Annotated in this window: 13 protein-coding genes and 1 tRNA gene; 10 read left to right on the forward strand and 4 right to left on the reverse strand. The window is 65.0% G+C overall.

The features are described 5' to 3' along the window. The first annotated feature begins 75 nt into the window (after positions 1–75). The 3 genes from EJ071_RS12020 to EJ071_RS12030 all read left to right on the forward strand — a co-directional run bounded on the left by EJ071_RS12020 (position 76) and on the right by EJ071_RS12030 (position 4,005). On the forward strand, positions 76–1,617 hold the full coding sequence (locus EJ071_RS12020) for a sigma-54 dependent transcriptional regulator (RefSeq protein ID WP_126098055.1): 1,542 nt from the start codon (positions 76–78) through the stop codon (positions 1,615–1,617). A gap of 378 nt (positions 1,618–1,995) precedes the next feature. After that, positions 1,996–3,843, forward strand: a complete 1,848-nt coding sequence (locus EJ071_RS12025) for a DUF882 domain-containing protein (protein ID WP_126098056.1) — start codon at positions 1,996–1,998, stop codon at positions 3,841–3,843. Between the two features lie 88 nt (positions 3,844–3,931). After that, positions 3,932–4,005 (forward strand) — tRNA-Gln (locus EJ071_RS12030). Positions 4,006–4,055: 50 nt separating this feature from the next. Here EJ071_RS12030 and EJ071_RS12035 read toward each other — a convergent pair. Further along, entirely contained in the window at positions 4,056–4,949 is an 894-nt protein-coding gene (locus EJ071_RS12035; protein WP_126102548.1) for an AraC family transcriptional regulator, read from the reverse strand. A gap of 203 nt (positions 4,950–5,152) precedes the next feature. On the opposite strand from EJ071_RS12035, the gene EJ071_RS12040 reads away from it, so the two are divergent. Next, complete coding sequence (locus tag EJ071_RS12040) at positions 5,153–5,914, forward strand: SDR family NAD(P)-dependent oxidoreductase (protein WP_126098057.1); 762 nt, start codon at positions 5,153–5,155, stop codon at positions 5,912–5,914. Position 5,915: 1 nt separating this feature from the next. On the opposite strand, the gene EJ071_RS12045 is transcribed toward EJ071_RS12040, so the two are convergent. After that, positions 5,916–6,554, reverse strand: coding sequence for a 2-dehydro-3-deoxy-phosphogluconate aldolase (locus tag EJ071_RS12045; RefSeq protein ID WP_126098058.1), 639 nt, complete (start codon positions 6,552–6,554; stop codon positions 5,916–5,918). A 161-nt stretch (positions 6,555–6,715) separates the two neighbouring features. On the opposite strand from EJ071_RS12045, the gene EJ071_RS12050 reads away from it, so the two are divergent. Further along, a complete protein-coding gene (locus tag EJ071_RS12050; protein WP_126098059.1) occupies positions 6,716–7,645 on the forward strand; it encodes a rhodanese-related sulfurtransferase in 930 nt (309 codons plus the stop codon). Here EJ071_RS12050 and EJ071_RS12055 read toward each other — a convergent pair. Further along, the gene (locus EJ071_RS12055) at positions 7,642–7,950 is read right to left on the reverse strand and encodes a nuclear transport factor 2 family protein (RefSeq protein ID WP_245460205.1); all 309 of its coding nucleotides are present in this window, start codon (positions 7,948–7,950) and stop codon (positions 7,642–7,644) included. The genes EJ071_RS12050 and EJ071_RS12055 overlap by 4 nt on opposite strands. A gap of 251 nt (positions 7,951–8,201) precedes the next feature. Between EJ071_RS12055 and EJ071_RS12060 the strand changes: the two genes are divergently transcribed. Together EJ071_RS12060 and EJ071_RS12065 are read left to right on the forward strand one after the other, a co-directional pair. Continuing rightward, positions 8,202–8,915 (forward strand): tellurite resistance TerB family protein, encoded by a 714-nt coding sequence (locus EJ071_RS12060; protein ID WP_126098061.1) that lies wholly within the window; start codon positions 8,202–8,204, stop codon positions 8,913–8,915. A gap of 261 nt (positions 8,916–9,176) precedes the next feature. Continuing rightward, positions 9,177–9,938, forward strand: coding sequence for an SDR family oxidoreductase (locus EJ071_RS12065; RefSeq protein WP_189521451.1), 762 nt, complete (start codon positions 9,177–9,179; stop codon positions 9,936–9,938). 12 nt (positions 9,939–9,950) lie between these two features. Here the strand turns inward: EJ071_RS12065 and EJ071_RS12070 are convergent, their stop codons facing one another. Beyond that, entirely contained in the window at positions 9,951–11,135 is a 1,185-nt protein-coding gene (locus EJ071_RS12070) for a pyridoxal phosphate-dependent aminotransferase (RefSeq protein ID WP_126098062.1), read from the reverse strand. 83 nt (positions 11,136–11,218) lie between these two features. On the opposite strand from EJ071_RS12070, the gene EJ071_RS12075 reads away from it, so the two are divergent. From EJ071_RS12075 to EJ071_RS12085, 3 genes are all read left to right on the forward strand, one after another. Further along, positions 11,219–11,905 carry a GNAT family protein gene (locus EJ071_RS12075; RefSeq protein WP_126098063.1) on the forward strand — a complete coding sequence of 229 codons (687 nt, stop codon included), beginning with the start codon at positions 11,219–11,221 and terminating at the stop codon, positions 11,903–11,905. A gap of 67 nt (positions 11,906–11,972) precedes the next feature. Further along, positions 11,973–12,947 carry a cation diffusion facilitator family transporter gene (locus tag EJ071_RS12080; protein WP_126098064.1) on the forward strand — a complete coding sequence of 325 codons (975 nt, stop codon included), beginning with the start codon at positions 11,973–11,975 and terminating at the stop codon, positions 12,945–12,947. A gap of 45 nt (positions 12,948–12,992) precedes the next feature. Continuing rightward, positions 12,993–13,199, forward strand: a complete 207-nt coding sequence (locus EJ071_RS12085; RefSeq protein WP_126098065.1) for a hypothetical protein — start codon at positions 12,993–12,995, stop codon at positions 13,197–13,199. Position 13,200 lies beyond the last annotated feature (1 nt).

Consider the following 13,200-nt stretch of genomic DNA (forward strand, 5'->3'; position numbering starts at 1 on the left):
TTTTGAAACCTTATTTAGAACCCTGTGCCAAGATGATCCATGGGGATTTCTTAGGGCCGGGCAGCCAACACAGTCATGACAGGTTCCATACTCATAGTCGATGACGATCCCGTGCAGCGCAGGCTGCTCGAGGCGGCGGTGACGAAATTCGGCCACAGCGCCATCGTCACGGATGGCGGCGAGGCAGGCCTCGATGTGCTCGACGGACCGAACGCCCGCGATGTGTCGGTCGTCATCCTCGACCTCGTCATGCCCGGTCTCGACGGCATCGGTGTGCTGAAGGCGATGCGCGAGCGCGCCATCAACCTGCCGGTCATCGTGCAGACCGCGCAGGGCGGCATCGAGACCGTTGTCTCGGCCATGCGCCACGGCGCATTCGATTTCGTCGTCAAGCCGGCCTCGCCCGACCGGCTGCAGGCGTCGATTTCCAATGCTCTGAAGGTCGAGGCGGTCGAGGACGAGATGAAGCGCACGTCGCGGCGGCGCGGCGGCCATCTGACCTTCAAGGACCTGATCACCCGCAGCCCGGCGATGGACCGGGTGATCCGCCTCGGGCAAAAGGCGGCGGCCTCCAACATCCCGATCCTGATCGAAGGCGAGTCCGGCGTCGGCAAGGAGCTGGTGGCGCGCGCCATCCAGGGCAGCGGCGACCGCCGCTCGAAACCCTTCGTCACCGTCAATTGCGGCGCCATTCCCGACAACCTCGTCGAATCGATCCTGTTCGGCCACGAGAAGGGCTCGTTTACCGGCGCCACCGACAAGCACACCGGCAAATTCGTCGAGGCGCATTCGGGCACGCTGTTTCTTGACGAAATCGGCGACCTGCCCCTCGATGTCCAGGTCAAGCTGCTGCGCGCCGTACAGGAGGGAGAGGTCGACCCGGTCGGCGGCCGTTCGACCGTCAAGGTCGATATCCGGCTGATCTCGGCGACGCACCGCAACTTGTTGCAGCAGGTCAAGGACGGCAAATTCCGCGAAGACCTGTTCTACCGGCTCAACGTCTATCCGATCTTCGTGCCGCCGTTGCGCGACCGGCGTGACGATATCCCCTATCTGGTCAGGCACTTTATGGAAAAGGTGGGGCCGGCCGGTCCGCGCCACCGCCTCGCCGGCATATCGGCCAAGGCGCTGGCGATGCTGCAGGCCTATGACTGGCCCGGCAACATCCGCCAGCTCGAAAATGCCGTGTTCAGGGCGTCCGTGCTCGCCGAAGGCGAATTGCTGACCGAAGAGGAATTTCCGCAAATCCGAGCGCAGGTCGAAGGCACGGTAAAGCTGGATGCCGAGCCAGCATTGGCCGCTGAGGGAGTCGCGGCCGAGCCGCAGCCGGCCGACCAGGCCGCTGCCAACGGGGCAGGGGCTGTTTTGCCCGAGAGCGAGGCCCCGGCGCGGCTGCAGCCCCGCTTCGGCACGCTGAGAGCCTTGGACGAACGTGGCAATGTGCGCGCGCTGGCCGATGTCGAACTCGAGATGATCAAGCTTGCGATCGACCACTATAACGGCCAGATGAGTGAAGTGGCGCGCCGCCTCGGCATCGGCCGCTCCACGCTCTACCGCAAGTTGAAGGAATATGGCATTGATCCCGAAGCGGGCCGCCTCGACCGGCTCGCTTCCTGAGACGCGAGCCCAACCCAGCCTGCCAGCTTAAAATTCGAGTCAAATTGTCGCTTTTTGGCCCGCAAGGCGCTGTTTTTCAGCGGCTTGCGGGCCTGCGATCACGCATTAAGGCTAACGGTAACAGATCGTGTTTCGGCCTGAACCGAATTCTCGATATAAACCAGTGATTTACCACGAAACGCGGTGCATCATTTTTGACGGGATATCGCCACGGTGTTACCGCATTTCGGCTTCAATAAGCGATGATTAACCATTAGGATCGATATTCGGATGTGAGAACCACGCATCCGTTTGGGCAAATCCGGGGACAAACGGCAGCCTGCAAGGCCTTTTGATTTGAACCAAGTCGAACGACACACAAACGGGCGGCATTTTCACATGAGCGTCTGGCCGAGGTGGCTGACGTTTGTGATTTTGGCCGTCGGGTTCCTCTCGGCAGCCGTCTCCGGCGCGAAGGCCGAAAGCCGTTCGCTGAAGCTCTACCATCTGCACACGCACGAAAAGGCCGAGATCGTCTACAAGCGCAATGGCCGCTACGATCCGGAAGGCCTGCGCAAGATCAACATCATCCTGCGCGACTGGCGCCGCAACGAGCCGACCAAGATGGATCCGCGGCTGCTCGATCTGGTGTGGGAGGCCTATCGGCAAAGCGGAGCGACCGACTATATCCAAGTGGTCTGCGGCTATCGCTCGCCGTCGACCAATGCGATGCTGCGCAGCCGCAGCCGCGGCGTCGCCGAAAAAAGCCAGCACATGCTCGGCAAGGCGATGGACTTCTACATTCCCGGCGTGCCGCTGAAGAAGCTGCGCAATATCGGACTCAAGATGCAGGGCGGCGGCGTCGGCTACTATCCGAGTTCGGGTTCTCCGTTCGTCCACATGGATGTCGGCAACGTGCGCCACTGGCCGGGCATCAGCCGCCAGGAACTGGTCAGCCTTTTCCCGAACGGCAAGACGCTGCATGTGCCGAGCGACGGCCGGCCGCTCCCGGGCTATGAGCAGGCGGTGGCCGCCTACAAGGCGCGTAAGGGCGCCGGCACTCCCAACATCGAGCTGGCCAGCGCCGGCGGTTCGACCAAGCGGTCCGGCGGGCTGCTTGCGGCCTGGTTTGGCGGCGGCGACGACGAGGCCGACGACAGCGCCGATGTCGCGAGCGCCGAACCCGCGCCGCAGCCAAAGGCTGTGAAGCAGATGGCTGCGGCCAAGAGCAGCAACCGGCCGGGCATCGCAATCGTCGCGCCGCAGGACGCCAGGCGCGCCAACATTCCGCAGATCGCGGACGACAGCACCGACGATTCGCAACCGCAGCAGGATACGCCTGAGACCATTATCGCCGCGCTGCCGCCGAAGGAAATTCCGCTGCCTGCTTTCGCGCCGAGGCCGAAGGCCGACGTCGGGCAGCAGACGCCTGAGAATGTGCCGTTCGCCACGGCGGATGCCTCGGCCACGACCGAGCAGGTGGTGGCGACGGCGCATGCGCCGGTCAATGTGCCGTTCGGCATGGCTGATGCCGCCGGCGCGGCACAAGCCGCAGCCGACCCCGCGCAGGTGGCGGTCAACAACATCCCGCTGCCGACCTGGCGCCCCGATCGCTCGACGCCGGCCGAACTCGCCTCCAAGGACAAGAACGTGCTTCTGGCGCTGGCGGAAACGGCCGCGCAGGACAAGAGCGCCACCGATGCCTTCTCGGCGCTGCCGACGGCGCGGCCCGACACGGGCAAGCAGGATGAGATCAAGGCAGTGCTTGAACAGGCCAGCGCAACCACCGCCGCCGGCGCGAGCGGGGCCGAATATGAGGTCGCTTCGCTGACAGAGCCGCAACCGCGCTCGGCGTTCAGCGATCCGTCGGGCCTCGATGCAGCTTCGCCGCGCGAGGCCATCGCCGCCCGTCCGGCCGGCACCGATCCGGTGCAGGCGATCGGCGCCGGTGTGAAGACGACGCGCAAGGAGGCCAGGGCTTCCGCCGGCGACCTGCGGCCCGGGCCGAAGGCGATGGTGGTGGCGACGCCGCCGCAGGCAGCGCGCTGGGCGCTGGGCAGCGGCGAGAACATCGCCACCGTTTCCGACCCGACGACGGCGCCGCGCTATGCCTACAACATCGTGCACACGCCGCCGAGCGAGGTCTACACGGCCGGCTTCCAGACGGACCCCCAGACGCCGGATGCGAGCCGGTTTACCGGCAACGCCGTGAAATTCCTTTCGGTCGCCCGCTTCCAGACGAAATAGCCAGCCTGCCGCTGCCGCAAAAGCCGCGTTGGGCAATAGCGCGGCTTTTGCTTTTTCATCCATGGCGGCATATTTGACCCCCCGGCCATCCCGCTTCGTCTAATGGTAGGACAGCGCCCTTTGAAGGCGTGAATCGTGGTTCGAATCCATGAGCGGGAACCAGTCGGCGTCGGCGAGAGCCGGCCGGTTTTTTTCACGTCGCTTGAGGCGGCTCAGTCAATTTCCAGTGTCGGCGCTTCGCCCTTAGCCAGAAGCCGCGCGGCGTCGCGCGCGGGGGGCAAGCCGAACTGGCGCGCATATTCCCGGCTGAACTGGGATGCGCTTTCGTAGCCGACGGTGAAGGCGACACGCGCGGCGTTGCCCGGCTGCGCGATCAGCAGATGGCGGGCCTCCAGCAGACGGACCTGCTTCTGATACTGGATCGGACTCATGGCTGTCGCTGCCTTGAAGTGACGGTGGAACGCGGCGCTGCTCATATGGGCGAGCGCGGCCAGCTCCGTCACGTCGATCGGCTCGTTGTAGTGCGCCCGTATCCACTGGGTGGCGCGGCGGATCTGCGACAGGCGTCCGTCGGCGCGCGCGAGCTGGCGCAGCTTTGCGCCTTGCGGACCTTGCAGCAGCCGAAACGCTATCTCCCGCTCGAGCATCGGAGCGAGCACGGGGATCTCGTCGGGTCTGTCGAGCAGCCGCAGCATCCGGCGCCATGCGTCGAGCAGCTCGTCATCGGCGGGGTAGGTCGCGAAGCTGTCGCCGCCGGCCGCCGGTCTGTGGTCGATAAGCAATGTGGCGATCACCTCGATATCGAGAGCGAAAGCAATGGCCAGATAGGGGCGGGCGGCGCTCGCCTCGATCAGCTGGCTGGTGGCGGGTGTCTCGACCGCATAGACGAAGCAGCTGCCGGCGCCGTAGCGAAGCGTGCGGTCGCCGATCAGCACCGATTTCGCGCCCTGCAGCACAAACAAGGCCGTCGGCTGACAAAGCTCGGGCAGCGGCGGTGTTGGAAGCTCGCTGCGGCCGATCGTGACGTGCGGGACGGCCGTCCTTGTCCGCCGTCCATGCGCGTGGCGGCTGGCGATCGCGATCAATTCCTGCAGCGCCTGGTTCATCGGTTCAGCATTGCCGATCCGCGCGAACCGCGCAACGCGCCACCGCGCACCGGTGACGCGCAAGCGCGCACCTGAGACGCGCAAGCGCGCACCTGAGACGCGCAAGCGCGCAGCTGAGAGGATTAGGCAAGAGCATGAGAGCTTTCGGCGCGCGAAGCCGGCCGGTTCACGTCATCTCTAGGTCGCTGAAAGGAGACATGGACATGACGACACGGAAGAGCGCGCTGGTGACCGGCGCCAACAAGGGCATCGGCCTCGAGACCGCGCGGCGACTGGGGGCGCTTGGGTTCAAAGTCTGGCTCGGCGCCCGAGATGCAAAGCGCGGCGCGGCCGCGGCCGGGGCGCTGCGCGCCGAAGGGCTCGACGTCGAGCGGCTCGAGCTCGACGTCACCAGCGACGAGAGCGTCGTTGCCGCGGCCAAGACCGTCGCGGCGCAGGCGCCCGGCCTCGACGTGCTGGTCAACAATGCCGGCGTCGCCCCCGGCTATGTCGACGCGCTCGGCCCGGACGGACGCTATGAGCGGCCGCCGAGCTGGGAAGGCGTCGCGGACATGAAAGCCACTTATGACGTCAACGTCTTCGGCCCGGTTCGCGTCACCCAGGCGTTCCTGCCGTTGCTCCTGGCATCGCCCGCTGCCCGCATCGTCATGCTGAGCAGCTATCTCGGGTCGATCGCACGCGCGGTTGGTGCTGGACTTGGCGAGAGCCAGTCGCCGAATGTCATGGGCTATGGCAGCTCCAAGACGGCGCTCAATGCCATCACCGTGGCTTTCGCCAGGGAGCTCGCGCCGCGCGGCATCATGGTCAACGCCGCCGCCCCCGGCTATACCGCGACGGATCTCAACGGGCACAAGGGCCACCGTACGGTGCAGCAGGCGGCCGAGATCGTCATGCGCCTGGCGACGCTCGATGCGGGCGGACCGACCGGCGGCTATTTCGATGAGAACGGTCCGCTGCCCTGGTGAATTATTTGGCGAGCTTGCTGGCCTCGCGCGCGAGCGCTTCGATCTCATCCCACTTGCCGGCCTTGATGAGATCGTCCGGAGCCACCCAGGAGCCGCCGACGCAAATGACGTTGGGCAGGCTCAGATAGTCGGCGGCGTTCTTGCCGGTGATGCCGCCGGTCGGGCAGAATTTCACGTCGGCGAGCGGCGAGGCAAAGGCTTTCAGCGAGGCGATGCCGCCGGACTGCTCGGCCGGGAAGAATTTCAGAAAGCGCAGGCCGGCTTCGCGCGCGGCCATGATCTCGCCGGGCGTGATGGCGCCGGGCAAAAGCGGCACGGGGCTGTCCTTCGCCGCGTCCAGAAGCTGGCAGGTGATGCCGGGACTGACGATGAATTTCGAGCCGGCGCGTGCCGCCTCGTCGAACTGCTTCGCATCGAGAATCGTGCCGGCGCCGACGATCGCGTCCTCGACCTCGGCCGCGACACGGCGGATCGCTTCCAGCGCGTCGGCGGTGCGCAGCGTGATCTCGATAGCCCTCAGGCCACCGCGCGACAGAGCGCGTGCAAGCGGCACGGCGTCGGCCACGTTGGCGATCTTGAGCACCGGAATGACTGGCTGGCCGTTGAGGAGCGACAGGAGCTTTTCGGTCTTGCTGGTCATTGGCTTGTCTTTCCGTTCCGATCGATTTCAACCGATTAGCAGAAGGGATACCCCAAGTCCACGAAGGCGGGCGTGTCGCGATGTCACGCAGGGGATCGCCGCGCCGGCCCAGAATTTCCTCTGCCTTGAAACCGCTTTCAGCACGGTCTAGTGGCATGGGCATGACAACAGCCAAGGAAAATCAGCCAATCCGCGTCGCCGCGCTCTACAAATTCGCGCGGCTCGACGGGTACGAAGCCTTGCGCGCGCCACTCGCCGCCTTCTGCCGCGGACGCGGCATCAAGGGCACGCTGCTTCTGGCGCATGAAGGTATCAACGGTACCGTCGCCGGCAGCGAGGAGGCGATTGCCGCGCTGATCGATCACCTTCAGACGACCGAAGGGCTTGCCGGCATCGAGGTCAAATACAGCGCCGCCGCCGACATGCCGTTCCACCGCATGAAGGTGCGGCTGAAGCGCGAGATCGTCACCATGGGCGTCGACAATCTCGACCCTGCGACCGGCGCCGGCACCTACGTCGCGCCGGCCGATTGGAATGCGCTGATCTCGGATACCGACACATTGGTCATCGACACGCGCAACGCCTACGAGGTGTCGATCGGCACCTTCAAGGGTGCGGTCGATCCGAAAACCGCCAGCTTCCGCGAGTTTCCGGCCTGGATCGAGCAGCACCGCGAGGAGCTCGAAGGCCGCAAGGTCGCGATGTTCTGCACCGGCGGCATACGCTGCGAGAAGGCGACGGCTTACGTGAAGTCGCTGGGCTTCAAGAACGTGTTCCATCTCCAGGGCGGCATCCTGAAATATCTCGAAGAAGTGCCGGCCGACGAGAGCCTGTGGCAGGGTGAGTGCTTCGTTTTCGACGAGCGGGTGTCGGTGTCGCATGGGCTTGCCGAAGGCGAAGCCGAGCTCTGCCGCGCCTGCCGGCATCCGCTCACCGCCGAGGACCGGCTGTCGGCCAAATATGCGGTCGGCGTTTCATGCCCGCATTGCTTCGAAGCGCGCTCGGACGAGGACCGCGCCCGCTATGCCGAGCGCCATCGCCAGGTGGAGCTGGCGCAAATGCGGGGCAGCAAACGCCATATCGGCAGCTAAAACGCGACGGAGTAACGATCGATCGCCCAGAGCCAGGTCCCGTCGCTCTGCCGGCGGGCGACCTCGCTTGTAATGCTGCCATCGGGCAGTTTCGTCGAGGTGATCGCCAGATCGCCCTTGACGAGGGCGGGGCGCTGCTCGCCACGTTGGAATTTACGTCCCGCGGCGACGCTTTTCTCGAAGAGCGCGCGAATGGCCTCGCGGCCTCGCGTCAGTTCTCCATCGCCGCTGTCGACTACCGCGTCGGGCTCGAAAAGCGCCAGCATCCCTTCGACATCTCCGGCCCATTGCCGCTCGATCAGCATGCGCTCGAGCTCCTGGGGATCGCGCGGCGGTTCGCGGTTCGCTGCATCAGACATTCAAGTTGCTCCCTCGGAAATGCCTGGCGATCCTAGCCGAAGTGCTGGTTGCTTTCGACACATGGCTTCCGTTCCAATGCCGGCATCGGGCCAAAACAGTTCGCCCGTTATTGTAATGTCAGCGCGCGGGGCTTACGTCATGCCGGTCCGAAACCCCCGCCCGGGCGCAATCGGCCGGGCCAATTCTGGAGGCATTGATGCTCGACCCCAAGAAGCTGCTCGACGACCTTCTCGGCTCGCAAATTCCTGGCACGGGATCGACCGTTCGCGACAAGGCGGGGCAAGCGGTGCAGATGGCCAAGGACAATCCGCTCGCCGCCGGCGCGCTGGCCGCCGTGCTGCTCGGCACAGGTACCGGGCGGCAGGTGACGGGAGCGGCCATCAAGCTCGGTGGTTTGGCCGCGATCGGCGGCCTCGCCTACAAGGCCTACCAGAACTACAAGAACGGCGCCGAGCCGGCGCAGAAGCCTCCGGCAGGCGAGCCGGAATTGCTGCCGCCGCCGGCCGACACAGCTTTCCATCCCTCGCAAGCGCCGCAAGGCGAGGCCGAATTCACGCTGACCCTTGTGCGCGCGATGATCTCGGCGGCCAAGGCGGACGGCCATGTCGACGATGAGGAGCGGCAGAAGATCGCCGACAAGCTCAAGCTTGCCGGCGTTGGCGCGGAGGCTGAAAAATTCCTGATGGAAGAGCTCGAACGGCCGCTCGACCTCGACACGCTGATCGCCGGCGCCAAGACCGACGCGCAGAAGCTCGAGCTCTACACCGCCTCGCGCCTGACCATCGATCCCGACACCCGCACCGAGCGCGGCTATCTCGACCTGCTCGCCGGTCGTCTCGGCCTGCCGGATGCGCTGGTCGATCATGTCGAGGCGACGGTCTCGGCGGCGAAGGCGCAGGCCGAAGCTTGAACCACCCGATGACAGCGGGACGAAAAGGCCGCGCCAAGGCGTTAACCTTTCGTTAACCGAGCAAGCGCATGATTCTAACCAGTCGGGCCGGCTTTCCTCCTCCCAAGCGCGGTTCAGATCAGGGCGGTCGCCAATGACCGCCCTTTTTGTCGGCCCCTCCGTTTTGCCGACCCTCCCTTTTTGTTGACAAGAGCTGCTTGCCACGATCTCCATCATTTGCGATGCCTCGTCCTGTTTCAGCAATGACCGGGGAGCGCGTCGATGACCGCCATCACAGAGAGAACCGCGATCGTCACCGGCGCCGGCACCGGCATCGGCAAGAGCGTTGCCACGACGCTGCTCAAGGCAGGCTGGAACACCGTGTTCTGCGGCCGTCGCAAGAAGGTGCTCGAGGAGGCGATCGCCGAGGCTGGCAAGATGGAAGCCAAGGCGCTTGCGGTTGCCTGCGATATCAGCAAGGCCGGCGAGGTCGAGGATATGTTCGAGACCGTAGTGGAGGCGTTCGGGCGCGTCGACCTGCTCTTCAACAATGCCGGCATGGGCTACAAGTCGACGCTGATCGACGAGATCCCGGTCGAGGTGTGGAACGACGTCGTGGGCGTCAACCTCACTGGCTCGTTCCTGTGCGCCCGCGCCGCCTTCGGCGCCATGCGCCGGCAAAAGCCGATGGGCGGCCGCATCATCAACAACGGCTCGGTATCGGCCTATGCGCCGCGTCCGGGCTCCGTGCCCTATACGGCGACCAAGCACGCCATCACCGGCCTGACCAAGACGCTCGCGCTCGACGGCCGCCCTTATGACATCGCCTGCGGCCAGATCGACATCGGCAACGCGCTGACCGAGATGGCGCAGCCGATGACGGTCGGCGTGCCGCAGGCCAACGGCTCCATCGCCGCCGAAGCGGTGATGGACGTCCAGCGGGTCGCCGACGCGGTGCTTCACATGGCGAGCCTTCCGCTCGACGCCAATGTGCTGTTCATGACCGTGATGGCGACGAAGATGCCGTTTGTCGGGCGCGGGTGAGGGGCTGAAGCTTTACCTCTTCAAAAACGCCTCGATCCGCTCCAGCGCGCGCAGGATGTTCTCCTCGGAATTCGCGTAGGATAGCCGGATGTAGCCTTCGCCGAGCACGCCGAAGTCGGGACCGCCGATCAGCGCGACGCCGGCATCCTCGAGCAGCGCCGAGGCAAGCTTCTTCGCCTTCCAGCCGGTCTTCGACACATTGGGGAAGGCATAGAAGGCGCCCTTGGGCGTGATGCAGGAAATGCCCGGCAGGGCGTTCAGGCCCTCGACCACGATCTTCCTGCGGTTGTCGAAAGCCCGCATCATCTTTTCGACGTCATCCTGCAGGCCGTCTATCGCCGCGACGCCGGCATATTGGCTCGGCGCGTTGACGCAGGACCAGCAGTTGACCGCCAGCTTGCGCACCTTGTCGTAGAGGTGAGCGCCCTTTTCGCCGTTCGGCCAGATCGACCAGCCCATGCGCCAGCCGGTCATCGCCCAGGTCTTCGACCAGCCGTTGAGCAGGATCAGCCGGTCGCGGATTTCCGGAAAATTGAGCAGCGAGCAGTGCGTCTCGCCGTCATAGGTCATGACGTCGTAGATTTCGTCGGACAGGATCGCGACCTCGGGGTGCTTCTCCAGGCCCTTGACCAGCTTTTCGATTTCCGCGCGAGGCGTCACACCGCCGGTCGGATTGGCGGGCGAGTTGAGGATCAGCAGCCTGGTCTTCGGCGTGATCAGCGCCAGCGTCTCTTCCGCCGAGAAGGCAAAGCCGTTCTCCTCGCGGATCGGCACGGGAATGGGCGCCGCGCCGGTGAACTCGATCATCGAGCGATAGATCGGAAAGCCCGGGTCGGGGTAGAGAATCTCCGCGCCCGGTTCGCCGAACATCAGGATCGCGGCGAACATGGTCGGCTTGCCGCCGGGCAGGATCATTACGTTTTCGGGCGACACCTCGACGCCGGTGGTGGTCAGCGTTCGGCGAACCACCGCCTCGCGGGTGGCGAGCAGGCCGTTGGCCGGCGTGTAGCCATGATGGCCGTCGCGCAGCGCCTTGATCGCCGCCTCGACGATGTGCTGCGGCGTCTTGAAGTCGGGCTGGCCGATGCCGAGATTGATGATGTCGCGGCCCTGATAGGCAAGCGCGGTGGCTCGCGCGAGCACCGCAAACGCGTTTTCCTCGCCGAGACGGTCGAAGGCCGCGATCGTGTGGAGCATTTTTCCCGTCCCTGTGGTTCTTTCTGTGGGCGAGCGTTTTTGTGAGCGTCCGCCAGGAAAAGTCAAACGGATTGGAGCTTCCGGTGTCGGAAAATCTGAAGAATTGGCAGCCACGCCCGCGGCCCGAACGCAAGACACTCGAAGGTCGCTATGTCCGCCTCGAGCCGTTGAGCGCGGCAAAGCACGGCGACGGGCTCTACGAGGCGTCCTCGGTGCCGGATGCCGGCGGCCGCTTCGCCTGGCTGCCCGACTACCCGCCGGAAACCCGTGCCGCTTTCCAGCCGTGGCTGGACAAGGTCGAGGCGAGCGAGGATCCGCTGTTCTTCGCCGTCATCGACAAGGCGAGCGGCAAGATCGCCGGGCGCCAGACGCTGATGCGCGTCGATGCCAATAACGGTGTCATCGAGATCGGCAACATCTATTGGGGGCCGCTGATCTCGCGCAAGCCGCAGGCTACCGAAGCGCAGTTCCTGTTCACGAAATATGCCTTCGACGAGCTCGGCTATCGCCGCTACGAATGGAAATGCAACAACCGCAACGAGCCGTCGAAGCGCGCGGCGGAACGTTTCGGCTTCAAGTTCGAAGGCATTTTCCGCCAGCATCTTGTGGTAAAGGGCGAAAACCGCGATACGGCATGGTATTCGATCATCGACAAGGAGTGGCCGGCGCTGCGCAAGGCCTACGAGGCCTGGCTCGATCCGGCGAATTTCGATGGCGAGGGCCGCCAGAAGCGGCGGCTCGAGGATTTCCGCGCCGAGTTCGGCGCGTAGACCATGATTGCGAAGAGTGGGAAACCGGCTTCGGACAGGATCCTGGTCAGTAAACAGGAGTTGCGCGATGGCGCATGATCACGCTTCGCAAGGGCACAGCCACGGGCCCGGTCATGTGCACGGCTCGACCGACAAGAAGCGGGTGCTGATCGCGGCCTGCCTGACCGGCGGCTTCATGGTCGCCGAAGCGCTCGGCGGCCTCATCACCGGGTCGCTGGCGCTGCTTGCGGACGCCGGCCACATGCTGGCGGATTCGATCGCGCTCGGGCTCGCCTGGTATGCCTTCCATCTCGCCGGCCGGCCGGCCACGGGTCGTCTCACCTACGGCTTCGGCCGCGTGAAGACGCTGGTCGCCTACACCAACGGCATCGCCATTTTCGTTATCGCGCTGTGGATCGTCTACGAGGCCTGGGGACGGCTGATGCACCCGGCTCCGGTGCTGGGCGGACCGATGCTGGTGGTGGCGGTCACCGGCTTGCTGGTCAACATCGCCGCTTTCTTCGTGCTCAATGGCGGCGATCGCGGAAGCCTGAACATGCGCGGCGCCATACTGCATGTGCTTGGCGATTTGCTTGGCTCGGCGGCGGCAATAGCGGCGGCGCTCGTCATCCTCGCAACCGGCTGGACGCCGATCGATCCGATCCTCTCCGTGCTGGTGGCGCTGCTGATCCTGTCGACGGCGTGGTCGCTGATGCGCGAGGCCGCCCATGTGTTGCTCGAAGGTGTGCCGGCAAGCCTCGACCGCGACCTGATCGCCAAGGATATTGAAGCCACGGTCAAGGGGGTGCGCGAGGTGCATCACATGCATGTCTGGTCGCTGGACGGCACCAGCAACATGGCGACGCTGCACGCCTGCCTTAATGACGGCGTCGACCCGCATATGGCGGTGAGCGCCATCAAGAAGCGGCTTGCCGCCGAGCACGGCATCGACCATGCAACGGTGGAGCCCGAGTTCGGACTGTGCGCCGACAGCCATGACGAGCACGACCATCACCACGATCATGCGCATGACGCGCCTCGCGATCGCCGGCACTATCACTGAGCCGGCAATGAGCTTGAAGAGCCTCGGATCGAGGGACGGCGCCTGATGGATCGCGAGACGCGTAGCGCGGCGATCGCCGCGGCCTGTATACTACTGCTCTTCGGGCTCGCCGCCTATTTCCTGCCAACCATAATGCTGGCTGTCGGCAAGGTTTCGACAGTGCTCGCCGCCATCGTCGCCGCAATCTTCATGCTGGCGTTGTTCGTCGTCTTCTGGTTGCGCGGACGCAGCCAGCGCAAGAAAGGTCGCTGAA

The sequence above is a fragment of the Mesorhizobium sp. M1B.F.Ca.ET.045.04.1.1 genome (assembly GCF_003952465.1).
GTDB classification, from domain to species: domain Bacteria; phylum Pseudomonadota; class Alphaproteobacteria; order Rhizobiales; family Rhizobiaceae; genus Mesorhizobium; species Mesorhizobium shonense.

Bases quoted from the DNA above. Each gene is read 5' to 3' on its own strand.
- EJ071_RS12020 (WP_126098055.1), top strand. From the start codon at position 76: ATGACAGGTTCCATACTCATAGTCGATGACGATCCCGTGCAGCGCAGG.
- EJ071_RS12025 (WP_126098056.1), top strand. From the start codon at position 1,996: ATGAGCGTCTGGCCGAGGTGGCTGACGTTTGTGATTTTGGCCGTCGGG.
- EJ071_RS12035 (WP_126102548.1), bottom strand. From the start codon at position 4,949: ATGAACCAGGCGCTGCAGGAATTGATCGCGATCGCCAGCCGCCACGCG.
- EJ071_RS12040 (WP_126098057.1), top strand. From the start codon at position 5,153: ATGACGACACGGAAGAGCGCGCTGGTGACCGGCGCCAACAAGGGCATC.
- EJ071_RS12045 (WP_126098058.1), bottom strand. From the start codon at position 6,554: ATGACCAGCAAGACCGAAAAGCTCCTGTCGCTCCTCAACGGCCAGCCA.
- EJ071_RS12050 (WP_126098059.1), top strand. From the start codon at position 6,716: ATGACAACAGCCAAGGAAAATCAGCCAATCCGCGTCGCCGCGCTCTAC.
- EJ071_RS12055 (WP_245460205.1), bottom strand. From the start codon at position 7,950: ATGCTGATCGAGCGGCAATGGGCCGGAGATGTCGAAGGGATGCTGGCG.
- EJ071_RS12060 (WP_126098061.1), top strand. From the start codon at position 8,202: ATGCTCGACCCCAAGAAGCTGCTCGACGACCTTCTCGGCTCGCAAATT.
- EJ071_RS12065 (WP_189521451.1), top strand. From the start codon at position 9,177: ATGACCGCCATCACAGAGAGAACCGCGATCGTCACCGGCGCCGGCACC.
- EJ071_RS12070 (WP_126098062.1), bottom strand. From the start codon at position 11,135: ATGCTCCACACGATCGCGGCCTTCGACCGTCTCGGCGAGGAAAACGCG.
- EJ071_RS12080 (WP_126098064.1), top strand. From the start codon at position 11,973: ATGGCGCATGATCACGCTTCGCAAGGGCACAGCCACGGGCCCGGTCAT.
- EJ071_RS12085 (WP_126098065.1), top strand. From the start codon at position 12,993: ATGGATCGCGAGACGCGTAGCGCGGCGATCGCCGCGGCCTGTATACTA.